The 19,748-nt window shown below is 38.3% G+C and carries 33 protein-coding genes; all 33 read left to right on the top strand.

Annotated elements, in window-relative coordinates; all coding sequences use genetic code 11:
* Nucleotides 1–85 precede the first annotated feature (85 nt).
* The 33 genes from GFH32_RS15365 (at nt 86) to argB (ending at nt 19,737) form a co-directional block, all read left to right on the top strand.
* Nucleotides 86–1,327: a glycoside hydrolase family 88 protein gene (locus GFH32_RS15365; protein ID WP_153512429.1), complete on the top strand. Its 1,242-nt coding sequence runs from the start codon at nt 86–88 to the stop codon at nt 1,325–1,327.
* Nucleotides 1,328–1,495: 168 nt separating this feature from the next.
* Nucleotides 1,496–2,113, top strand: a complete 618-nt coding sequence (rplC, locus tag GFH32_RS15360; protein WP_149524826.1) for a 50S ribosomal protein L3 — start codon at nt 1,496–1,498, stop codon at nt 2,111–2,113.
* A 5-nt stretch (nt 2,114–2,118) separates the two neighbouring features.
* Nucleotides 2,119–2,748, top strand: a complete 630-nt coding sequence (rplD, locus tag GFH32_RS15355) for a 50S ribosomal protein L4 (RefSeq protein ID WP_153512428.1) — start codon at nt 2,119–2,121, stop codon at nt 2,746–2,748.
* A gap of 1 nt (nt 2,749) precedes the next feature.
* Nucleotides 2,750–3,040, top strand: coding sequence for a 50S ribosomal protein L23 (gene rplW / locus GFH32_RS15350; RefSeq protein WP_153512427.1), 291 nt, complete (start codon nt 2,750–2,752; stop codon nt 3,038–3,040).
* Nucleotides 3,041–3,046: 6 nt separating this feature from the next.
* A complete protein-coding gene (gene rplB, locus GFH32_RS15345; RefSeq protein WP_153512426.1) occupies nt 3,047–3,874 on the top strand; it encodes a 50S ribosomal protein L2 in 828 nt (275 codons plus the stop codon).
* Nucleotides 3,874–4,140: a 30S ribosomal protein S19 gene (gene rpsS / locus GFH32_RS15340; protein ID WP_002997495.1), complete on the top strand. Its 267-nt coding sequence runs from the start codon at nt 3,874–3,876 to the stop codon at nt 4,138–4,140. Before rplB ends, rpsS begins: the two co-directional genes overlap by 1 nt.
* Nucleotides 4,141–4,146: 6 nt before the next feature.
* The gene (gene rplV / locus GFH32_RS15335; protein ID WP_153512425.1) at nt 4,147–4,578 is read left to right on the top strand and encodes a 50S ribosomal protein L22; all 432 of its coding nucleotides are present in this window, start codon (nt 4,147–4,149) and stop codon (nt 4,576–4,578) included.
* A gap of 11 nt (nt 4,579–4,589) precedes the next feature.
* Nucleotides 4,590–5,378 carry a 30S ribosomal protein S3 gene (gene rpsC / locus GFH32_RS15330; RefSeq protein ID WP_153512424.1) on the top strand — a complete coding sequence of 263 codons (789 nt, stop codon included), beginning with the start codon at nt 4,590–4,592 and terminating at the stop codon, nt 5,376–5,378.
* A gap of 53 nt (nt 5,379–5,431) precedes the next feature.
* Entirely contained in the window at nt 5,432–5,854 is a 423-nt protein-coding gene (gene rplP / locus GFH32_RS15325; protein ID WP_153512423.1) for a 50S ribosomal protein L16, read from the top strand.
* Between the two features lie 93 nt (nt 5,855–5,947).
* Nucleotides 5,948–6,166 carry a 50S ribosomal protein L29 gene (rpmC, locus tag GFH32_RS15320; RefSeq protein ID WP_149524833.1) on the top strand — a complete coding sequence of 73 codons (219 nt, stop codon included), beginning with the start codon at nt 5,948–5,950 and terminating at the stop codon, nt 6,164–6,166.
* Nucleotides 6,167–6,179: 13 nt separating this feature from the next.
* The gene (gene rpsQ / locus GFH32_RS15315) at nt 6,180–6,434 is read left to right on the top strand and encodes a 30S ribosomal protein S17 (RefSeq protein WP_149524834.1); all 255 of its coding nucleotides are present in this window, start codon (nt 6,180–6,182) and stop codon (nt 6,432–6,434) included.
* Nucleotides 6,434–6,802 (top strand): 50S ribosomal protein L14, encoded by a 369-nt coding sequence (gene rplN, locus GFH32_RS15310; protein WP_037498951.1) that lies wholly within the window; start codon nt 6,434–6,436, stop codon nt 6,800–6,802. The genes rpsQ and rplN overlap by 1 nt, the downstream gene beginning before the upstream one ends.
* 2 nt (nt 6,803–6,804) lie before the next feature.
* Nucleotides 6,805–7,149, top strand: a complete 345-nt coding sequence (gene rplX, locus GFH32_RS15305; protein ID WP_153512422.1) for a 50S ribosomal protein L24 — start codon at nt 6,805–6,807, stop codon at nt 7,147–7,149.
* A complete protein-coding gene (rplE, locus tag GFH32_RS15300; protein ID WP_153512421.1) occupies nt 7,149–7,718 on the top strand; it encodes a 50S ribosomal protein L5 in 570 nt (189 codons plus the stop codon). The genes rplX and rplE overlap by 1 nt, the downstream gene beginning before the upstream one ends.
* A complete protein-coding gene (rpsN, locus tag GFH32_RS15295; protein ID WP_093100399.1) occupies nt 7,711–7,980 on the top strand; it encodes a 30S ribosomal protein S14 in 270 nt (89 codons plus the stop codon). Before rplE ends, rpsN begins: the two co-directional genes overlap by 8 nt.
* A 143-nt stretch (nt 7,981–8,123) precedes the next feature.
* Nucleotides 8,124–8,522, top strand: coding sequence for a 30S ribosomal protein S8 (gene rpsH, locus GFH32_RS15290; protein WP_153512420.1), 399 nt, complete (start codon nt 8,124–8,126; stop codon nt 8,520–8,522).
* Between the two features lie 23 nt (nt 8,523–8,545).
* On the top strand, nt 8,546–9,100 hold the full coding sequence (gene rplF, locus GFH32_RS15285) for a 50S ribosomal protein L6 (protein ID WP_153512419.1): 555 nt from the start codon (nt 8,546–8,548) through the stop codon (nt 9,098–9,100).
* A 5-nt stretch (nt 9,101–9,105) separates the two neighbouring features.
* The gene (gene rplR / locus GFH32_RS15280; protein WP_153512418.1) at nt 9,106–9,459 is read left to right on the top strand and encodes a 50S ribosomal protein L18; all 354 of its coding nucleotides are present in this window, start codon (nt 9,106–9,108) and stop codon (nt 9,457–9,459) included.
* 12 nt (nt 9,460–9,471) lie between these two features.
* Nucleotides 9,472–9,990 (top strand): 30S ribosomal protein S5, encoded by a 519-nt coding sequence (gene rpsE, locus GFH32_RS15275; RefSeq protein ID WP_149524840.1) that lies wholly within the window; start codon nt 9,472–9,474, stop codon nt 9,988–9,990.
* Between the two features lie 4 nt (nt 9,991–9,994).
* Nucleotides 9,995–10,174: a 50S ribosomal protein L30 gene (gene rpmD, locus GFH32_RS15270; RefSeq protein WP_153512417.1), complete on the top strand. Its 180-nt coding sequence runs from the start codon at nt 9,995–9,997 to the stop codon at nt 10,172–10,174.
* A 113-nt stretch (nt 10,175–10,287) separates the two neighbouring features.
* A complete protein-coding gene (gene rplO, locus GFH32_RS15265; RefSeq protein ID WP_153512416.1) occupies nt 10,288–10,734 on the top strand; it encodes a 50S ribosomal protein L15 in 447 nt (148 codons plus the stop codon).
* 6 nt (nt 10,735–10,740) lie between these two features.
* Nucleotides 10,741–12,087, top strand: coding sequence for a preprotein translocase subunit SecY (gene secY, locus GFH32_RS15260; protein WP_153512415.1), 1,347 nt, complete (start codon nt 10,741–10,743; stop codon nt 12,085–12,087).
* A 6-nt stretch (nt 12,088–12,093) separates the two neighbouring features.
* On the top strand, nt 12,094–12,876 hold the full coding sequence (gene map, locus GFH32_RS15255; RefSeq protein WP_153512414.1) for a type I methionyl aminopeptidase: 783 nt from the start codon (nt 12,094–12,096) through the stop codon (nt 12,874–12,876).
* A gap of 70 nt (nt 12,877–12,946) precedes the next feature.
* Nucleotides 12,947–13,165, top strand: coding sequence for a translation initiation factor IF-1 (gene infA / locus GFH32_RS15250; RefSeq protein ID WP_021071231.1), 219 nt, complete (start codon nt 12,947–12,949; stop codon nt 13,163–13,165).
* Between the two features lie 39 nt (nt 13,166–13,204).
* On the top strand, nt 13,205–13,321 hold the full coding sequence (ykgO, locus tag GFH32_RS15245) for a type B 50S ribosomal protein L36 (protein WP_013665024.1): 117 nt from the start codon (nt 13,205–13,207) through the stop codon (nt 13,319–13,321).
* Between the two features lie 28 nt (nt 13,322–13,349).
* On the top strand, nt 13,350–13,727 hold the full coding sequence (rpsM, locus tag GFH32_RS15240) for a 30S ribosomal protein S13 (RefSeq protein WP_153512413.1): 378 nt from the start codon (nt 13,350–13,352) through the stop codon (nt 13,725–13,727).
* Nucleotides 13,728–13,741: 14 nt separating this feature from the next.
* On the top strand, nt 13,742–14,131 hold the full coding sequence (gene rpsK / locus GFH32_RS15235; protein ID WP_153512412.1) for a 30S ribosomal protein S11: 390 nt from the start codon (nt 13,742–13,744) through the stop codon (nt 14,129–14,131).
* Between the two features lie 66 nt (nt 14,132–14,197).
* Nucleotides 14,198–14,806, top strand: a complete 609-nt coding sequence (rpsD, locus tag GFH32_RS15230) for a 30S ribosomal protein S4 (protein ID WP_153512411.1) — start codon at nt 14,198–14,200, stop codon at nt 14,804–14,806.
* 84 nt (nt 14,807–14,890) lie between these two features.
* A complete protein-coding gene (locus tag GFH32_RS15225; protein ID WP_153512410.1) occupies nt 14,891–15,883 on the top strand; it encodes a DNA-directed RNA polymerase subunit alpha in 993 nt (330 codons plus the stop codon).
* 113 nt (nt 15,884–15,996) lie between these two features.
* Nucleotides 15,997–16,719, top strand: coding sequence for a 50S ribosomal protein L17 (gene rplQ, locus GFH32_RS15220; RefSeq protein WP_153512409.1), 723 nt, complete (start codon nt 15,997–15,999; stop codon nt 16,717–16,719).
* Between the two features lie 117 nt (nt 16,720–16,836).
* Nucleotides 16,837–17,970 (top strand): aspartate aminotransferase family protein, encoded by a 1,134-nt coding sequence (locus GFH32_RS15215; RefSeq protein WP_153512408.1) that lies wholly within the window; start codon nt 16,837–16,839, stop codon nt 17,968–17,970.
* A gap of 10 nt (nt 17,971–17,980) precedes the next feature.
* Nucleotides 17,981–18,943: a Rossmann-fold NAD(P)-binding domain-containing protein gene (locus GFH32_RS15210; protein WP_153512407.1), complete on the top strand. Its 963-nt coding sequence runs from the start codon at nt 17,981–17,983 to the stop codon at nt 18,941–18,943.
* A gap of 5 nt (nt 18,944–18,948) precedes the next feature.
* Nucleotides 18,949–19,737 (top strand): acetylglutamate kinase, encoded by a 789-nt coding sequence (gene argB / locus GFH32_RS15205; RefSeq protein ID WP_153512406.1) that lies wholly within the window; start codon nt 18,949–18,951, stop codon nt 19,735–19,737.
* Nucleotides 19,738–19,748: the final 11 nt, after the last annotated feature.

Genomic DNA, 19,748 nt, shown 5'->3' with positions numbered 1-19,748 from the left:
TTGGAAAACTATACTTATTTTCAAAATTCGTACAATGCGAAAACCATTTGTAAAAAACCTTATAATAATTGCTAATTATACATCTATGAACAGAAAAACCTTATTATTCTCTTCGGTATTATTTATGCTGAGTGCAAGCGCGGCGATCGGACAGACAAAACATGATTTAGCTTTAGACAAAAGCTTTATCGATGGGCAACTTGCAGCTTCGGCAAAACAAATTAAAGTATTGGCTGCTTCGACGCCTGATGATCAGTTTCCCAAAACTTTTGAAAAGGGCGCTCATGTCTTCTCGGGGTCAAGATGGTGGTGTTCGGGCTTCTATCCTGGAACCTTGTTGTTATTATCTGAGGGTACTGGTGATCAAGAATTACAGGGGCTAGCACTTCAAAAATTGAAACATTTGGAAAAAGAGCAATATAACAAAGGAACTCATGATTTAGGATTTATGTTGTTTTGTAGTTTTGGAAACGCATTGCGATTGACAGGCGACAGCACGCAGTTTAAGCCTATCTTAGCTACGGGTGCAGAATCATTAACTTCGCGTTATAGCCCTAAGACCCATGCTATTCGTTCTTGGGATCATGGCAAATGGAAGTTCCCGGTAATCATAGATAATATGATGAATTTAGAGTTCTTAATGCAGGTAGCGAAAATGACAGGGAATAAAAAGTATGCAGATGTTGCAAAAACACATGCTAACACAACCATTAAGAATCATTTCCGTAAAGACTATAGTTCTTTCCACGTAATCGATTATGATCCAGAAACTGGTGCTGTCATTGCCAAAAAGACGCATCAAGGAGCGGCGGATGAATCTGCATGGGCAAGGGGACAAGCCTGGGCTTTATATGGCTACACGATGATGTATAGAGAAACGAAAGACAAAGCCTATTTAAATCAAGCTAGAAATATTGCGAAGTATATCTTAAATCACAAGAATTTACCAGCTGATTTAATTCCAGTTTGGGACTTTGATTATGATAAAATTCCTTCAGATAGCAAGATGTACAGTCAGAGAGCGCTACGCGATGTGTCTGCTGGGGCATTGTTTGCTTCTTCACTTTTGGAGTTATCGGAATACACAAAGGGTAAAGAATCAAAGAATTATTTCAAAAAGGCGGAAACGATGATCAAGAACTTGTCCTCAGACATCTATTTTGCAAAGAATGGTGACAATGGCGGATTTCTATTAAAACATAGTGTTGGCGCATTGTCATTGAACTCCGAAATTGACGTTCCGTTAACCTATGCTGACTACTATTATGTGGAAGCATTAGTAAGATACCAACGCTTACTTGCTGGCGAACCTTTAATCAAAGAATAAACTTTCTGTAAATGTATAAGTTGGTCATTCCATAAATTTAAAAAAAATAATTCACTTATTATTTGATAGTTATAAAATAGTTTGTAATTTTGCAATCCCTTTAGGGGGTATTGTGTCTTGAGCGAAGCCCTACTGCTTCGATGGACGATTAATTAATTAATTTATAACATGTCAGGAATTATTGGTAAAAAAGTAGGAATGACCAGCCTGTTCAACACTGAAGGGAAGAACATCCCTTGTACAGTAATCGAGGCTGGGCCGTGCGTGGTTACGCAGATACGTACGGTAGAGAAAGATGGCTATTCAGCAGTTCAACTTGGTTTTGATGAAGCTAAGGAAAAGAACACATCGGCTCCTCTAAAAGGACACTTTGCAAAAGCAGGAGTTAGTCCTAAGCGTAAACTAGTTGAGTTCAAAACTTTCGAGGATGAGAAACAACTAGGTGACATCGTGGATGTTACATTATTTGAAGAAGGCGAGTACGTTGATGTAGTTGGTACTTCTAAAGGTAAAGGTTTCCAAGGTGTAATGAAGCGTCACGGATTTGGTGGTGTAGGTGGTGCGACTCACGGTCAGCACAACAGACTACGTGCGCCAGGTTCATTAGGAGCTTCATCATGGCCTTCACGTGTATTCAAAGGAATGCGCATGGCAGGTCGTACAGGTGGTGAGCGAGTAAAAGTTCAAAACTTACAAGTATTGAAAGTTTACCCTGAGCAAAACCTAATCGTTGTTAGTGGTTCCATTCCAGGAGCTAAAGGTTCATTTGTAATCGTAGACAAATAGTAGAGATGGAAGTTAAAGTATTAAATTTATCAGGTAAAGAAACAGGTGCCAAGGTGCAACTTCCTGAGTCAGTATTCGGTTTAGAGCCAAACGACCATGCGATCTATTTAGATGTGAAACAATACTTAGCGAACCAACGCCAAGGAACACACAAATCTAAACAACGTAATGAAATCGCGGGTTCTACTCGTAAATTACACAAACAAAAAGGTACAGGTGGTGCTCGTGCGGGTTCTATCAAATCTCCATTGTTTAATGGTGGTGGTCGTGTATTCGGTCCTCAACCAAGAGACTATAGCTTTAAATTGAACAAAAAATTAAAGCAATTAGCTCGTAAATCGGCGTTAAGCTACAAAGCACAAGAGAACAATGTTGTTGTATTGGACGAAGTTAACTTCGATTCAATCAAAACAAAGAACTATGTGTCTTTAATCAACGCTTTGAATGTTGCTGATGAAAAAACTTTATTAGTATTATCAGCATACAATAACAATGTTTATTTATCAAGCAGAAACTTGAAGAAAGCAAAAGTTATTGTAGCATCAGAATTGAATACATATGATGTATTGAATGCTACAAAATTATTGTTAACTGCAGATTCTGTAAAAACTTTGGAGGAAGCATTAGCTAAGTAATATGGAAATTATTAAAAAACCTATCTTAACTGAGAAAGCTTCATTATTAACGGAGAAATTAAACCGTTATGCTTTCAAAGTAGATCACAGAGCAAACAAAATCCAGATCAAACAAGCTGTAGAGCAAATGTTTGGCGTATCAGTAGTAGCAGTAAACACTGCAGTTGTTGCGGGTAAAGCAAAAAGCCGTTACACAAAAGCTGGTTTCGTTTCTGGAAGAAGCCCTAAGTATAAAAAAGCCATCATCACAGTTAAGGATGGTGAAACTATTGACTTTTACAGTACACTATAATAAGAAATGGCAGTTAAAAGATTCAAACCGGTAACCCCTGGTACACGCTTTAGAGTTGGTGCTGATTATTCAGACGTTACAACAAACGTTCCTGAGAAATCATTAGTAGTCACTAAAGTAAACAAATCAGGTGGTCGTAATAACTCCGGTAAAATGACTATGCGTTACATCGGTGGGGGACATAAAAAAGTATACCGATTAATAGATTTCAAACGCGATAAAAAAGATATCCCTGCAACAGTAGCTACTATCGAGTACGATCCAAATCGTACAGCACGTATTGCATTATTGCACTACGCGGATGGTGAGAAACGTTATATCATTGCTCCAGCTGGATTAACAGTTGGTCAAACAGTGATTGCAGGCGAATCAGTAGCCCCAGAAGTTGGTAATACAATGCCACTTGCAAACATTCCATTAGGTTCTATCATTCACAACATCGAGTTGAATCCAGGTCAAGGTGGTTCAATCGCACGTTCTGCTGGAACTTACGCGCAATTATCAGCACGTGATGGAAAGTATGCAATTATCAAATTGCCATCAGGAGAGACTCGTATGATCTTATTAACCTGTGTTGCAACGATCGGTTCAGTATCAAATGCTGAAAAATCTAACCAAGTGTTAGGTAAAGCGGGTCGTAAACGTTGGTTAGGTCGTCGTCCTCGCGTACGTGGTGTTGCTATGAACCCGGTTGATCACCCTATGGGAGGTGGTGAAGGTCGTTCATCAGGAGGTCACCCTCGTTCACGCACAGGAGTTTTAGCTAAAGGCTACAAAACTCGCTACAAGAAGAAAACATCGAATCGTTACATCATTGAGAGAAGGAAAAAATAATGGCTCGTTCAATTAAAAAAGGTCCTTATATCGATCACAACTTAGAGAGAAAAGTTCTTTCTATGAATGAAACAAACAAGAAGTCAGTAATTAAGACTTGGTCTCGTAGATCAATGATTTCACCTGATTTTGTTGGCCATACCTTCGCAGTGCACAACGGGAATAAATTTATTCCAGTTTATGTAACGGAGAATATGGTTGGTCACAAGCTTGGTGAATTTGCGCCTACGCGTACTTTCAGAGGCCACGCAGAAAAGAAAAAATAATAGGTAATGGAAGCAACAAAGAAACTTAAAAAATCTGTTTTAATTAAGCAGCGCAAAGAGCAGTTAAAAGCTCAGGTAGGAGGAGCTTCTACTGCCAAATTATTGAATTGCCCTACATCTCCGCGCAAAATGCGTTTAGTAGTGGATCTTATCCGTGGTCAAAAGGTTGAGAATGCTTTATACATTCTAAAACATACAGGTAAAGAAGCTGCTATCCGTGTTGAGAAATTATTATTATCAGCAATCAAAAACTGGGAAGCTAAGAATGAAGGCGCTTCAGTAGAAGATGGTGGTTTATTCGTAAAAGAAGTATCTGTAGGTGGTGGTCGTCAATTGAAAAGATTACGTCCAGCTCCTCAAGGTCGTGGTTACAGAATTCGCAAGCGTTCAAACCATGTTACTTTGATAGTTGACAGTGTAAACAACGTAAATAACTAATATTACTAAGAATGGGACAAAAAGCAAATCCAATAGGTAGCAGATTAGGAATCATCAAAGGATGGGATTCTAATTGGTTCGGAGGCAACAACTATTCTGATAAGTTAGTTGAGGACGAAAAAATCAGAAAGTATCTTTCAGTACGTATCGCTAAAGGCGGCGTTGCAAAAGTTGTTATTGAAAGAACTTTAAAACGTATAACTGTTACAATCCACACAGCGCGTCCAGGAATCGTTATCGGTAAAGGCGGACAAGAAGTTGATAAGATCAAAGAAGAGTTAAAGAAATTGACTAAGAAAGATGTTCAAATCAACATTTTTGAAATCAAACGTCCAGAGCTAGATGCGAAGTTAGTAGCGGAAGGTATTGCAAAACAATTAGAGGCTCGTATCTCTTTCCGTCGTGCAATGAAAACTTCTATCGCTTCTACGATGCGTATGGGTGCAGAAGGTATCAAAGTAATGTGTTCAGGTCGTTTAGGTGGTGCTGAGATGGCACGTACTGAACAATACAAAGAAGGAAGAACTCCTTTACACACATTACGTGCAGATATCGACTATGCTTTAGCAGAAGCATTAACTACTTACGGTAAAATCGGAGTAAAAGTTTGGATCTGTAAGGGAGAAGTTTACGGTAAACGTGACTTGTCTCCAAACATTGGTCAAGCTTCAGGCGTGAAATCACGTGGTGGAAACGAAGGTGGTTCAGACCGTCGTGACAACCGTGGTGGAGGCCGTCGTGATAACAATCGCGGTGGTGGTGGTCGTCGTGATAACAACCGTGGTGGAAAAAGAGATTAATTAATTAAGATTTAAGAAACTATCTGTTAAACAGATTTTAACAAAATACGAACATGTTACAGCCAAAAAGAACGAAGTTCAGAAAGATGCAGAAGGGCCGCATGAAGGGTAATGCAAGCCGTGGTGCGGAGTTATCTTTCGGTTCTTTCGGTATCAAATCACTGGAGTCAGCATGGATCACTAGCCGTCAAATTGAGGCTGCACGTATCGCCGTTACACGTTTCATGAAACGTGAGGGTCAAGTGTGGATCCGTATCTTCCCTGACAAACCTGTTACTAAGAAGCCTGCAGAGGTACGTATGGGTAAGGGTAAAGGTGCTCCAGAATACTGGGTAGCAGTAGTACGCCCAGGCCGTATGTTATTTGAAGCAGAAGGTGTGCCTTTAGAAGTTGCTAAAGAAGCATTACGTTTAGCTGCTCAAAAATTACCGGTTCAAACTAAGTTTGTGATACGTAGAGATTACGTTGAAGCATAATAATCGTCGGTAATGTCTAGAATTTAGCCTTACGGCCGTTACCCGTAAGGCAATATTAAAACGCTAGATAACCCGACCCAACACTGGAAAAAAATGAAAAATTCAGAAATCGTAGAATTATCAACAGAGGATTTAACAGCTCGCCTTGCAGAAGAGAAAGCTGCCTTTAACAAATTGAAATTTGCACACGCTGTTTCTGCTATTGAGAACCCTAACGTGATCAAAGCAGCTCGCAGAACTATCGCTCGTATCTCTACAGAGGTTTCAAAGCGTAAGAATGCAGCAAAATCTGAAACAGCCTCTGAGGCATAAAAATTAAGTCGAAATGGAAAGAAATTTAAGAAAAACAAGAATCGGCTTAGTAGTTAGCAATAAAATGGACAAATCGATTACAGTAGCTGTTGAGCGTAAAGTGAAACACCCTATTTACGGTAAGTTCGTTAAAAAAACTACTAAATTCAAAGCTCATGACGAAGAAAATACCTGCGGTATCGGCGATACGGTATTAATCATGGAAACTCGTCCGCTGAGTAAGACAAAAAACTGGAGATTAGTTGAAATTTTAGAAAGGGCTAAATAATGGTACAACAAGAATCAAGATTAAATGTAGCTGACAATAGCGGAGCTAAAGAGGTTTTAGTAATCCGTGTATTGGGCGGTACGCGCAAGCGTTATGCATCTATCGGTGATAAGATCGTTGTTACCGTAAAGAGCGCTATTCCTTCAGGAAACGTGAAGAAAGGTTCAGTTTCTAAAGCAGTTGTAGTTCGTACGAAAAAAGAGATTCGTCGTAAAGATGGTTCTTATATTCGTTTCGATGATAACGCTGCAGTATTGTTAAACAATAACGATGAACCACGCGGTACACGTATCTTTGGCCCAGTTGCGAGAGAATTACGTGAGAAGCAGTTCATGAAAATCGTATCATTAGCACCGGAGGTTTTATAATTATGGCACAGAAGAAAAAAACTACTACTCACAAAATCAAGATTAAAAAAGGAGATTTAGTGAAAGTTATCGCTGGTAACTCTAAAGGTGTTCAAGGAAAAGTTTTACAAATTTTAGTGGATGCAGATAGAGCTATCGTTGAAGGCGCTAATATTGTTAAAAAACACACTAAACCAAGTGCAGCTAATCCTAATGGTGGTATCATTGAGAAAGAAGCTGCAATCAACATCTCTAATATTGCTTTAATTGATCCAAAAACGGGTACTACTACACGTATTGGTCGTAAAGCAAATGCAGATGGTAAAATTGTTCGTTACGCAAAAAAATCAGGGGAGGAGATTAAATAATGACTTATTCACCGAGATTAAAAGGGAAATACGCGGATGAGATCCGTGCAGCTCTAAAAGAGAAATTCCAATACAAGAGCGTTATGCAAGTTCCTAAATTGGAAAAAATCGTTGTATCTCAAGGTATTGGTGCTGCTACATCTGACAAAAAATTAATCGACAATGCAATTGGCGAATTAACTTTGATTACAGGTCAACAAGCAGTTTCTACAAAGTCTAAAAAAGATATTTCGAACTTCAAATTGCGTAAAGGCATGCCTGTTGGTGCTCGTGTAACATTACGCGACAACAATATGTACGAATTCTTAGATCGTTTAATTGCTGTTTCATTGCCTCGTATCCGTGACTTCCGCGGTATTAACGATAAAGGATTTGATGGACACGGTAACTACAACTTAGGTATTACTGAACAGATCATTTTCCCTGAGATCAACATTGATAAAATCAACAAGATCCAAGGTATGGACATCACTTTCGTAACTTCAGCTAAGAATGATATCGAAGCATTAGAGTTATTGAAACAATTCGGTTTACCATTCAAAAATCAAAATTCGAACAACAATGGCTAAAGAAGGATTAAAAGCACGCGAAGTAAAGCGTCAGAAATTAGTTGCTAAATTTGCTGAGAAACGTGCTGCTTTAAAAGCAGCTGGTGATTATGCAGCTTTAGACAAATTGCCTAAGAATGCTTCACCTGTACGTTTACACAATCGTTGTAAATTAACAGGTCGTCCTAAAGGATATATGCGTCAATTTGGTATCTCTCGTGTAACATTCCGTGAGATGGCATTAGACGGAAAAATCCCAGGGGTGAAAAAAGCTTCTTGGTAAACCAAAAAAAATATTTACTTTTGCCCGGATAAATCGCTTAATGCGATTTATCGGGTTTTTTTTGCATTGCAAATATTGTTAACAGATAATAGGTCTGCCTTGATGTTAAAGGTTGGAAACCATTATCATAATTTTTATAAAAAATGAATACAGATCCAATAGCGGATTACCTTACACGAGTAAGGAATGCCATTAAGGCCAACCACAGGGTTGTTGAAATTCCTGCATCGAACCTAAAAAAAGAAATCACTAAAGTTCTTTTTGACAAAGGTTACATTGCTAATTACAAATTTATTGAAGAAGGTCCTCAAGGCACAATCAAAATTGCTTTGAAATACCATCCAATTAGCAAAGTACCGGCTATTCGCACTTTGACACGTGTGAGTAAACCTGGTTTAAGAAAATATGCAAGTGTTGACAATCTTCCTCGTGTTTTGAACGGTTTAGGTATTGCTATCCTATCTACATCGAAAGGTGTAATGTCGGATAAAGAAGCTGGCGTTCAAAATGTTGGTGGTGAAGTTTTATGTTACGTTTATTAATCTAGGAAAAAACACACAAAGAAATGTCAAGAATTGGAAAAGCGCCAATTGCTATTCCCTCGGGAGTATCAATTACTGTATCAGACAAGAACTTGTTGACAGTAAAAGGCCCTAAAGGTGAGTTATCACAACAAGTAGACAGCGACATTACCGTTAAAGAAGAAGACGGTCAAATCGTCGTTACGCGTCCTACAGAACAAAAGAAACACAAAGCATTACACGGTTTATACCGCGCCTTGATTAACAACATGGTGATCGGTGTAACTGAAGGTTACAAAACTACACAAGAATTAGTGGGTGTTGGTTACCGTGCTTCAAACACAGGTAATACATTAGAATTGACTTTAGGATTCTCTCACCAGATTGTTTTTGTATTGCCAAAGGAAATTACAGTTACTACAACTGCTGAAAAAGGTAAGAACCCTACAATTACATTGGAGTCTATCGACAAACAATTAATCGGACAGGTTGCAGCGAAAATCCGCGGCTTCCGTAAACCAGAACCATACAAAGGTAAAGGTATTAAGTTCGCAGGGGAAGTATTAAGAAGAAAAGCAGGTAAATCAGCTAAAAAATAATAACCATGGCAGGAATTAAATCAACTCGTAGAGCGAGAATTAAAAAAGGAATCAGAAAACACCTGGCTGGATCTACAGAACGTCCACGTTTGACGGTTTTTAGAAGTAATAAAGGTATCTATGCACAAATCATTGACGATACAATTGGCAAAACATTAGTTTCTGCTTCATCATCGTCGAAAGAGTTTGCTGCTTCAGGTAACAAAGTTGATCAATCTAAAGCTGTAGGTAAATTGGTTGCTGAGAAAGCGATCGCAGCAGGAATTAGCAAAGTAGTTTTTGACCGTAATGGGTATCTATACCATGGCCGTATTAAATCATTGGCTGAAGGTGCTCGCGAAGGCGGTTTAGACTTTTAATCAAAGAAAGAAATGGCATTAAGCAATATTAAAAGAGTAAAATCAAGCGAGATTGAGTTAAAAGATCGCTTAGTAAGCATCCAACGTGTAGCAAAAGTTACTAAAGGTGGTCGTACTTTTAGTTTCTCAGCAATTGTTGTAGTTGGTGACGAAAATGGTATCGTAGGATACGGTTTAGGAAAAGCTAAAGAGGTTACTGAAGCTATCACTAAAGGTATTGATGACGCTAAGAAAAACTTAGTGAAAGTTCCTATCATTAAAGGTACAGTTCCTCATGAGCAATACGGTAAATACTCTGGTGGTTCAGTTTTAATTAAACCAGCTGTACACGGTACAGGAGTATTAGCGGGTGGTGCAATGCGTGCAGTATTAGAGTCTGCAGGTATCACTGACGTATTAGCAAAATCTTTAGGATCTTCTAACCCTCACAATGTGGTTAAAGCAACAATTGATGCTTTAGCAAACATGCGTGATGCTTATACAGTGGCACAAACACGTGGTGTCGATTTAAACAAAGTATTTAACGGTTAATATCATGGCAAAAATTAAAATCACCCAGATAAAGAGCGTTATCGACAGAAGCGAGCGCCAAAAGAAAACTATTGAGGCATTAGGTTTGAAAAGAATCAATCACTCAGTAGAAGTTGAAGCTACACCAGCAATTATTGGTATGGTTCGTAAAGTGAACCACTTAGTAGCAGTAGAAACTGTTTAAAAATAACAATGGAAAGGATTTCTCACAATCCTTTCCATTCTGTTTATTCATTAAATATTAAAATGTTATTGCCTGTTTAGTGAGAGCGAAGGCGTAACACAATCAAGTTTAAAATGAACTTAAGTAATTTAAAACCAGCAGTTGGTTCAACAAAAAGTAAAAAACGTATTGGTCGTGGTCAAGGATCTGGTCGTGGCGGAACTTCAACTCGTGGACACAAAGGTGCGGGTTCTCGTTCAGGTCACTCGACGAAAATTGGTTTCGAAGGTGGTCAAATGCCTTTGCAACGTCGCGTTCCTAAATTTGGATTCAAAAACATTAACCGTGTTGAATACGTAGGTGTTAACTTAGATGTATTACAAGGTTTAGTTGAGAAACACAATTTAACGACTGTAGACTTTGAAACTTTAAAGGTTCATGGTTTAATCTCTAAAAACGACAAGGTGAAGATCTTAGGTCGTGGTGAGTTTACTACGAAAGTTGAAGTTAAAGCTCATGCGTTTTCTACCTCAGCTCAAAAAGCTATTGAAGCAGCAGGTGGTTCTATCGTTAAACTGTAATAATACATGAAGAAACTAATCACAACCTTAACCAATATATGGAAGATTGAAGAATTACGTAATCGTATTCTAAATACGATACTTTTTCTTTTAATATACCGCATAGGATGTCACGTGGTGTTGCCAGGTGTTAATCCAGATGCATTGGTAGTAAACAGAGAAGGTGGTAATGATATTATGAACCTAATCAATATGTTTGCCGGTGGATCTTTTTCACGGGCTGCAATTTTTGCATTAGGCGTAATGCCATACATCTCCGCATCTATCGTTGTGCAGTTATTGGGGATAGCTGTTCCTGCTTTTCAAAAAATGCAAAAGGAGGGAGAGTCTGGTCGTAAGAAGATGACTCAAATAACACGTTACCTAACAGTAGCGATTACTTTGGTTCAGTCAGTGGCTTACGTAAAGACACAAATCGGTCCAGAAGCAAAAACTATTGCGGATCCGATGTTCTCTATTCTTTCAGCAATCGTATTGACAGCAGGTACATTGTTTGTGATGTGGCTAGGTGAGAAAATTACGGATAAAGGTATCGGTAATGGTATTTCACTTATTATTATGGCAGGTATTATCGCGCAGCTTCCTGCAGGTATTACAGCGGAGTGGGGTTCTAGAATGAGCCCAAGTGGTGGTGGTCCGATTCCATTGTTATTGGAGTTTGTAGCCCTATTCTTTGTTGTAATATTTACCATTCTTGTGGTTCAAGGGGTTCGTAAGATTCCTGTACAATACGCTAAGAAAATCGTTGGAAATAAACAAATCGGCGGTGTTCGTCAGTACATACCTTTAAAGGTAAATGCTGCGGGTGTTATGCCGATCATTTTTGCGCAAGCAATCATGTTCCTTCCAATGTCCCTGACACAGTTCTTTCCGAACGTCCAGTCAGACTTTTTGACTTCATTGAGTAATTATACCTCCGTTACGTATAACGTCGTGTTCGCGTTGTTAATCATCGCATTCACGTTCTTCTATACAGCGATTATGGTTAATCCTCAACAAATGTCAGAAGACATGAAGAAGAATGGTGGATTTATCCCAGGTGTTAAGCCAGGGTATGAAACCAATTTGTTTATCGATAATGTGATTTCTCACATTACATTCCCAGGGGCAGTATTTGTAGCAGTGATTGCTATATTACCGGCAATTGCTACACTATTTGGTGTAAATAACCAATTCGCTCATTTCTATGGTGGTACTTCGTTGTTAATCTTAGTAGGGGTTGTGTTGGATACAATTCAACAAATTGAAAGTCACTTGTTGATGCGCCACTACGACGGATTGATGAAGACAGGTAGAGTAAAAGGCCGTAGTTCTGCAACAACAGTTGAAGGTTACGACCAGTCAGCAATTTAATTTTGAATGTCTAAAGTATATTATAAAACAGACGAAGAAATTGAGCAAGTGCGAGAGTCAGCTAATGTACTCTCGCAATTACTTGCAGAGATTGCTTCGTTGGTAAAGCCAGGAATAACGACTTTATCGCTTGATAAATTTGCATTTGAGTTTATCAAAGATCATAAGGGAACTCCTGCGTTCTTAAATTATCACGGGTTTCCATATTCGCTTTGTATTTCGGTGAACGATCAAATTGTTCATGGTTTTCCAAGTGAGTATGTGTTGCAGGAAGGGGATATTATCTCCGTTGATGGGGGTGTTAATTTAAATGATTTTATTAGCGACTCAGCTTATACTTTTGGTGTAGGTGAGATTTCTTCTGAAGCGCAGCAATTACTAGACGTTACGAAAGCTTCTTTGTATAAAGGTATAGATGAAGCAGTAGCAGGTAAGCGTGTTGGAGATATCTCGGCAGCCGTTCAAGAATACGTTACGCGTTATAATTATGGTATTGTTCGCGAGCTTGTAGGTCATGGTGTTGGTTTTCATTTGCATGAAAAACCAGAAGTGCCAAACTACGGTAAGCGCGGTTCTGGTCCTAAATTAGAAGAGGGATTAGTTATTTGTATTGAACCAATGATCAATGCAGGTAAAGGGGGCGTTAAGTTTTGGGATGATGGATGGACCGTTAGTACAATCGATGGCAAACTTTCTGCTCACTTTGAACAGATGGTTGCAATCAGAAAAGGAAAGCCGGACGTATTATTAAATTTTGATGCAATTGAGAAAGTTTTAGATAAAAAGTAGTTGGTTATCAATTAAATTATTTATCTTTGCACTCCTGTTTTGCGAATTTATACATAAAAATAGAGCTTATATGGCTAAACAAGCCTCGATAGAACAAGACGGTATCATTAAGGAAGCACTTTCAAACGCGATGTTTCGTGTAGAGCTAGAAAATGGTCATGAGATTATTGCCCATATTTCTGGCAAAATGCGTATGCACTACATTAAAATTCTGCCGGGTGATAAAGTGAAGTTGGAAATGTCTCCCTATGATTTAACCAAAGGAAGAATTACATACCGCTATAAGTAGGCTTCCGTTTATTAGTAGCAGTATAAAAAACTTATAAAAATGAAAGTTAGAGCATCAATTAAAAAACGCAGTGCGGATTGTAAGATCATCCGTCGCAAAGGAAAAGTTTTTGTAATTAACAAAAAGAACCCTAAGTTCAAACAACGTCAAGGGTAGTTATTAACATAATCGCTTAAAATATTATATGGCAAGGATATCAGGTATAGATTTACCTAAAAACAAAAGAGGTGTTATTGGCCTTACCTATATTTTCGGTATTGGTCGTTCCACTGCTGCTTATATCTTAGATAAAGCAGGTATCGATCAGAACGTGAAAGTTCAGGAATGGAATGATGATCAATTGACAGCAATTCGTACTATCATCAACGACGAGATTAAAGTTGAAGGTGCTTTACGTTCAGAAGTTCAATTGAACATTAAACGTTTGATGGATATTGGTTGTTACCGTGGATTACGCCACCGTAAACACTTACCAGTTCGTGGTCAACGCACTAAAAACAACTCTCGTACTCGTAAAGGAAAACGTAAGACAGTTGCTAACAAGAAAAAAGCTACTAAATAATAAGTAATTAAGAAATGGCTAAAAGTAAAAAAGTTACTAAAAAACGTATCGTAATTATTGAGCCTGTTGGTCAAGCTCATATCAACGCTACTTTTAACAACATTATCGTAACTTTGACTAACAATCAAGGTCAAACAATTTCATGGTCTTCAGCTGGTAAGATGGGCTTCAAAGGTTCTAAAAAGAACACTCCATATGCTGCGTCACAAGCTGCTAACGACTGTGGTAAAGTTGCATACGACCTAGGATTACGTAAAGTTGAAGTTTTTGTTAAAGGACCTGGTGCTGGACGTGAGTCTGCGATCCGTTCTTTACAAACAATCGGAATCGACGTAACGACGATTAAGGATATTACTCCACTACCGCACAACGGTTGTCGTCCTCCAAAACGTAGAAGAGTTTAATAATAGAGTGTTTAAGATAAGATTCGTCAGCTAAAGGCTGAATGATACTTCAAACAGAACAAACAAATGGCAAGATATACAGGACCTAAGTCCAAAATCGCTCGTAAATTTAGAGAGCCAATTTTCGGCCCAGATAAGGCATTAGAAAAGAAAAATTACCCTCCTGGTCAACATGGACCATCTAAAAGAAGAGGTAAACAATCTGAATACGCAATTCAGTTATTAGAGAAACAAAAAGCTAAATATACTTATGGTGTATTAGAGCGTCAATTCTCAAATTTATTCGTGAAAGCGGCAGCAAAACAAGGTATTACTGGTGAAAACTTCTTAAAATTATTAGAAGCTCGTTTAGATAATATCGTTTACCGTTTAGGTATCGCTCCTACACGTTCAGCTGCGCGTCAATTAGTTTCGCACAAGCATATTACTGTTAACGGACAATTAGTTAACATTCCATCATATAGCATTCGCCCTGGTGATGTTATTGAGGTTCGTGAGCGTTCAAAATCGTTAGAAGCGATTTCAAACTCTGTAGCTGGTAGAAAAATCAATAAATTTAGCTGGTTAGAGTGGGATGCAAATGAATTGAAAGGTACTTTCGTAACTTACCCTGAAAGAGCTGACATTCCAGAGAACATTAAAGAAAATTTAATTGTAGAGTTATACTCTAAATAATAAATAATACTAACATGCAGGCTTTTTTTTAGCGTGCATGTTAGTGTTATATCATATCAAGTACTAAAACTTAAAAGAACATAAATGGCAATTTTAGCATTTCAAAGACCGGATAAAGTTATCATGCAAAAATCAACTGATTTTGATGGTACTTTCGAATTTCGTCCATTAGAACCAGGTTTTGGTGTAACTATTGGTAATGCTTTGCGCCGTATTTTATTGTCCTCTCTAGAAGGATATGCAATTACGTCGGTAAGATTTTCAGGCGTTTCGCACGAATTCTCTACGATTAAAGGCGTGGTAGAAGATGTTACGGAAATCATTCTTAATTTGAAACAAGTTCGTTTTCAAAAGAGTGGTGAGCAAGGCGATAACGAGAAAATCTTTGTAGTTATCAACGGCCAAGATCAATTTACAGCAGGAGACATCACAAAATTCTCTAACAATTTCACAGTTCTTAACCCTGATTTAGTTATCTGTAATATGGATAACTCTGTTACTGTAGAGGTGGAAATCTCTGTTGGTAAAGGTCGTGGTTACGTGAATGCAGAAGAGAACAAAGTTGTTGATGGCCCAGTTGGAGTTATCGCGATCGATTCTATCTACACTCCGATCAAAAATGTAAAATATACCATTGAGAACTATCGTGTTGAACAAAAAACTGACTACGAGAAATTGTTGTTAGATATTTCAACTGATGGTTCAATTCATCCAGAAGATGCTTTGAAAGAGGCAGCTAAAATCTTAATCCAACATTTTATGTTGTTCTCTGATGAGAACATGTTGTTGGAATCTCAAACTAAGGAAGAGACTAAGGTTGTTGATGAAGAGATCTTACACATGCGTAAGATTTTGAAAACTGAGTTAGTTGATTTAGATCTTTCAGTTCGTGCTTTGAACTGTTTGAAAGCAGCTGATATTCGCACATTAGCAGAATTAGTTACTTATGATGTTGCTGATATGTTGAAGTTCCGCAACTTTGGTAAGAAATCTTTAAGCGAGATTCAAGAATTAGTTAAATCGAAAGGTTTATCATTTGGTATGAACTTGTCTAAGTACAAGCTAGACGAAGAATAATAAATTACAATAATAAGCGACCTGTTGCGTAATTCCTCTTGGGAGTAGAGATAATCTGATTATACATACAAGCTTGAAAGAAAGAACGGTACGCACAAAAACAAATTAAAAAAATGAGACACGGAAAAAAAGTTAATCACTTAGGCCGCACTGACAGTCACCGTAAGGCGATGTTAGCTAACATGGCGACTTCATTAATCAAACACAAGCGTATTACTACTACATTAGCAAAAGCTAAAGCATTACGTACTTATGTTGAGCCTTTGATTACAAAATCTAAAAACGACACAACACACTCTCGTCGTACGGTATTCGCTTACTTAAAAGATAAAGATGCTGTTACTATCTTGTTCCGCGAAGTATCTGAGAAAGTTGCTTCACGTCCAGGTGGTTACACTCGTATCATCAAATTGGAAAACCGTTTAGGTGATAACGCGGAGATGGCATTTATTGAATTAGTAGACTACAATGAAGTTTATGGCAACACTGCTAAAACTGAGAAAAAATCTACTCGTCGTCGTGCTACAACTAAGAAAAAAGCTACTGAAACTGAAGCGAAAGCAGCAGTTGCAAAAGCTGATGACTTAACGATCGTAGAAGGTATCGGTCCTAAAATTGCTGAAGTATTAACTGCAGCTGGTATCGCTACTTACGCTGATTTAGCAAAATCTGATGCTGAGAAAGTTAAAGAAATTTTAACTGAAGCTGGTTCTAATTTCAATACTGCAGATCCTGCAACTTGGGCTGAGCAAGCTCAATTAGCTGCTGACGGTAAATTCGAAGAATTGGAAAAATTGAAAGCTGAATTAGACAGCGGTAAAAAAGTTGATGAGTAATCATTTACTAATGATATAGAAAAGTCCCCTTATCTAAGGGGACTTTTTTTATTTTATAAGCATTTGTAATTTATTACTCCATATATTTGTAATTTACATCATACGAAAGCATAATAAATGGAACTTTTTAATGTTTACCCTGTTAATCCTATCAATATTGTAAAAGCAAAGGGATCTTTGGTTTGGGACGAACAAGGTACTGAGTATTTGGACTTGTATGGCGGCCACGCTGTAATATCCATAGGTCATACACATCCGCATTATGTAGAGACCTTAAAAAACCAGTTAGATAAAATTGGTTTTTATTCAAATTCTGTTTTAATTCCTATTCAACAGCAGCTTGCCCGACAGTTAGGGGAAGTGTCTGGAAAGACTGATTTCACGTTATTTTTGTGTAATTCTGGGGCTGAGGCAAATGAGAATGCTTTGAAGCTAGCGTCGTTTCATACTGGAAGGAAGAAAGTTATTGCTTTTAGTAAATCATTTCACGGTCGTACCTCACTTGCGGTTGCGGCAACTGATAATCCTAGTATCGTTGCTCCGATTAATCAGACTGATAACGTGGTGTTCTTACCTTTTAATGATGAGGAGGCACTAACGAAAGCATTTCAAGATTTCGGAGAAGATATCGCGGCTGTAATTATCGAAGGTATTCAAGGGGTTGGTGGTATTCGTGAAGCATCGATATCCTTCTTGAAGACTATTCGTTCACTTTGTGATACCTATGGAGCAGTCTATATAGCAGATTCAGTTCAATGTGGATACGGCAGGACAGGTTCTTTCTATTCGCATGATTATGCTGGTGTAGAAGCAGACGTTTACTCTATGGCAAAAGGTATGGGTAATGGCTTTCCAATTGGCGGAATTGCAATAGCTCCTAAATTTAAGGCATCTTATGGTTTGTTAGGGACTACCTTTGGTGGTAATCATTTAGCATGTGCCGCAGCGGTTGCTGTATTAGATGTTATTAAACAAGATAAATTAATTGAGAACGCAGAGAACGTTGGTAATTATCTAATTGATGAGTTGAAGAAATTTGATAAAGTACTCGAGGTTAGAGGGCGTGGATTGATGATTGGAATCGAGTTACCTGAAGAGTTGAGTCAAGTCAAAAAGGAATTGCTTTCAATTAACAAGATTTTCACAGGCGAAGCAAAACCAAATGTGATTCGTATACTTCCAGCATTAAATATTAATAAAGAAATAGCAGATCGCTTTTTGACGGCTTTTGAAGAGCGTTTGAAAGCATAATTACATATAAATGAAAAACTTTTTTTCCGTAGCTGACGTAACCAATTTAAAGTCGGTAGTCGACGAAGCATTATCGTTGAAAGCGAACCCTTTTGGTCATGAAGATCTTGGTAAACATAAGACAATAGGCTTAGTATTTCTAAATCCGAGTCTTCGTACTAGACTTAGCACGCAAAAGGCTGCTATGAATCTAGGAATGCAAGTGATTGTCATGAACATGGATAAGGATGGTTGGGCTTTAGAGACTCGTGACGGCGTTATTATGAACGGTACTACTGTAGAGCACATTCGTGAAGCTGCTGCCGTTATGGGCGAGTATTGCGATATCCTAGGACTTCGTTCTTTTCCATCATTGAAAGACAAAGAAGCTGATTATACCGAAGACTTATTTAACAAGTTTGTGAAGTTTGCTGCTGTACCCGTTGTGTCCCTAGAAAGTGCGACACGACATCCACTTCAGAGTTTAACTGATCTGATAACAATTACGGAGCATAAAAAAACGAACAAACCTAAGGTTGTACTAGCTTGGGCTCCTCATGTGAAGGCACTTCCACAGGCGGTTCCAAACTCGTTTGCAGAATGGATGTGTAAAGCACAGGAAGAAGATTTAGTAGATTTTACGATTGCACACCCTGCGGGGTATGAGTTATCGGAGGAGTTTACTGAAGGTGCAAAAATTACGAATAAATTGGACGAGGCATTAGCTGACGCTGATTTTGTGTATGTTAAAAACTGGTCTTCTTTTAAAGAATATGGAGAAGTTTATCCAGTAGCTGAAAATTGGATGATGGATAATGAAAAGTTGAAGCTTACAAATGATGCGAAAGTAATGCATTGTTTACCTGTTCGTAGAGACTTAGAGTTATCTTCAGAAATATTAGATGGTCCAAATTCTTTGGTAATCAAAGAAGCTGGAAATCGTGTTTGGGCAGCACAAGTTGTGTTGAAGAGATTATTGGAGGGGTTGAAATAAGAAGGATGTCTGTTTTAAATATTATTAAGATCGGTGGTAACATCATCGATGATCCTGAACAGTTGGAAGCATTTTTAGAAAAGTTTTCCGCTTTACAGGGTAGAAAAATTTTAGTGCACGGAGGAGGCAAGATTGCAACACGCATCGCTGCCGACTTAGGAATTGAAGCGAAAATGGTGGAGGGCCGTCGAATTACGGATGCGCCGATGCTGGACGTGGTAACCATGGTTTACGCTGGCTTGACCAATAAGAATATTGTTGCTAACCTTCAAAAGCTAGATTGCGATGCAATCGGACTCTGTGGAGCTGATGGTAACGTAATTAAGGCGGTAAAACGACCTGTACGTGAAATCGATTACGGCTTTGCTGGTGATATACTTGCAGATTCCGTCAATTCACTAGCAATCAAAAAACTATTGGAGGCAGAATTTACGCCAGTGTTTTCAGCAATCACGCATAATGGACTTGGTCAGCTATTGAATACCAATGCAGATACCATAGCTTCGTCGTTAGCTGTTGCACTTTCTAAACTCTATGAGGTCTCCCTAATCTATTGTTTTGAAAAGAACGGAGTGTTATTAGATGTTGATAACGAGAACTCTGTTATCGAGACCATTCGCTCAGGAGAATTTGAGCAGTTAAAAGACAATAAGATTATACATGATGGCATGATTCCAAAATTGCAAAATGCATTTGATGCTATTGCAAAGGGGGTGAGCAATGTGTATATTGGCAATGCCAATAATTTACATCTGTATCAACAGCGTAAATTTGGCACTTGTTTAATTGCCTAAATCTATACAAC

This window comes from Sphingobacteruim zhuxiongii (assembly GCF_009557615.1).
GTDB lineage: Bacteria > Bacteroidota > Bacteroidia > Sphingobacteriales > Sphingobacteriaceae > Sphingobacterium > Sphingobacterium zhuxiongii.
Note: the sequence above shows the minus strand (reverse complement) of the source record. Positions and strands in the feature narration are given on the sequence as shown.

Coding starts and splice junctions, on each gene's coding strand:
- GFH32_RS15365 (WP_153512429.1), top strand. CDS start 86: ATGAACAGAAAAACCTTATTATTCTCTTCGGTATTATTTATGCTGAGT.
- rplC (WP_149524826.1), top strand. CDS start 1,496: ATGTCAGGAATTATTGGTAAAAAAGTAGGAATGACCAGCCTGTTCAAC.
- rplD (WP_153512428.1), top strand. CDS start 2,119: ATGGAAGTTAAAGTATTAAATTTATCAGGTAAAGAAACAGGTGCCAAG.
- rplW (WP_153512427.1), top strand. CDS start 2,750: ATGGAAATTATTAAAAAACCTATCTTAACTGAGAAAGCTTCATTATTA.
- rplB (WP_153512426.1), top strand. CDS start 3,047: ATGGCAGTTAAAAGATTCAAACCGGTAACCCCTGGTACACGCTTTAGA.
- rpsS (WP_002997495.1), top strand. CDS start 3,874: ATGGCTCGTTCAATTAAAAAAGGTCCTTATATCGATCACAACTTAGAG.
- rplV (WP_153512425.1), top strand. CDS start 4,147: ATGGAAGCAACAAAGAAACTTAAAAAATCTGTTTTAATTAAGCAGCGC.
- rpsC (WP_153512424.1), top strand. CDS start 4,590: ATGGGACAAAAAGCAAATCCAATAGGTAGCAGATTAGGAATCATCAAA.
- rplP (WP_153512423.1), top strand. CDS start 5,432: ATGTTACAGCCAAAAAGAACGAAGTTCAGAAAGATGCAGAAGGGCCGC.
- rpmC (WP_149524833.1), top strand. CDS start 5,948: ATGAAAAATTCAGAAATCGTAGAATTATCAACAGAGGATTTAACAGCT.
- rpsQ (WP_149524834.1), top strand. CDS start 6,180: ATGGAAAGAAATTTAAGAAAAACAAGAATCGGCTTAGTAGTTAGCAAT.
- rplN (WP_037498951.1), top strand. CDS start 6,434: ATGGTACAACAAGAATCAAGATTAAATGTAGCTGACAATAGCGGAGCT.
- rplX (WP_153512422.1), top strand. CDS start 6,805: ATGGCACAGAAGAAAAAAACTACTACTCACAAAATCAAGATTAAAAAA.
- rplE (WP_153512421.1), top strand. CDS start 7,149: ATGACTTATTCACCGAGATTAAAAGGGAAATACGCGGATGAGATCCGT.
- rpsN (WP_093100399.1), top strand. CDS start 7,711: ATGGCTAAAGAAGGATTAAAAGCACGCGAAGTAAAGCGTCAGAAATTA.
- rpsH (WP_153512420.1), top strand. CDS start 8,124: ATGAATACAGATCCAATAGCGGATTACCTTACACGAGTAAGGAATGCC.
- rplF (WP_153512419.1), top strand. CDS start 8,546: ATGTCAAGAATTGGAAAAGCGCCAATTGCTATTCCCTCGGGAGTATCA.
- rplR (WP_153512418.1), top strand. CDS start 9,106: ATGGCAGGAATTAAATCAACTCGTAGAGCGAGAATTAAAAAAGGAATC.
- rpsE (WP_149524840.1), top strand. CDS start 9,472: ATGGCATTAAGCAATATTAAAAGAGTAAAATCAAGCGAGATTGAGTTA.
- rpmD (WP_153512417.1), top strand. CDS start 9,995: ATGGCAAAAATTAAAATCACCCAGATAAAGAGCGTTATCGACAGAAGC.
- rplO (WP_153512416.1), top strand. CDS start 10,288: ATGAACTTAAGTAATTTAAAACCAGCAGTTGGTTCAACAAAAAGTAAA.
- secY (WP_153512415.1), top strand. CDS start 10,741: ATGAAGAAACTAATCACAACCTTAACCAATATATGGAAGATTGAAGAA.
- map (WP_153512414.1), top strand. CDS start 12,094: ATGTCTAAAGTATATTATAAAACAGACGAAGAAATTGAGCAAGTGCGA.
- infA (WP_021071231.1), top strand. CDS start 12,947: ATGGCTAAACAAGCCTCGATAGAACAAGACGGTATCATTAAGGAAGCA.
- ykgO (WP_013665024.1), top strand. CDS start 13,205: ATGAAAGTTAGAGCATCAATTAAAAAACGCAGTGCGGATTGTAAGATC.
- rpsM (WP_153512413.1), top strand. CDS start 13,350: ATGGCAAGGATATCAGGTATAGATTTACCTAAAAACAAAAGAGGTGTT.
- rpsK (WP_153512412.1), top strand. CDS start 13,742: ATGGCTAAAAGTAAAAAAGTTACTAAAAAACGTATCGTAATTATTGAG.
- rpsD (WP_153512411.1), top strand. CDS start 14,198: ATGGCAAGATATACAGGACCTAAGTCCAAAATCGCTCGTAAATTTAGA.
- GFH32_RS15225 (WP_153512410.1), top strand. CDS start 14,891: ATGGCAATTTTAGCATTTCAAAGACCGGATAAAGTTATCATGCAAAAA.
- rplQ (WP_153512409.1), top strand. CDS start 15,997: ATGAGACACGGAAAAAAAGTTAATCACTTAGGCCGCACTGACAGTCAC.
- GFH32_RS15215 (WP_153512408.1), top strand. CDS start 16,837: ATGGAACTTTTTAATGTTTACCCTGTTAATCCTATCAATATTGTAAAA.
- GFH32_RS15210 (WP_153512407.1), top strand. CDS start 17,981: ATGAAAAACTTTTTTTCCGTAGCTGACGTAACCAATTTAAAGTCGGTA.
- argB (WP_153512406.1), top strand. CDS start 18,949: ATGTCTGTTTTAAATATTATTAAGATCGGTGGTAACATCATCGATGAT.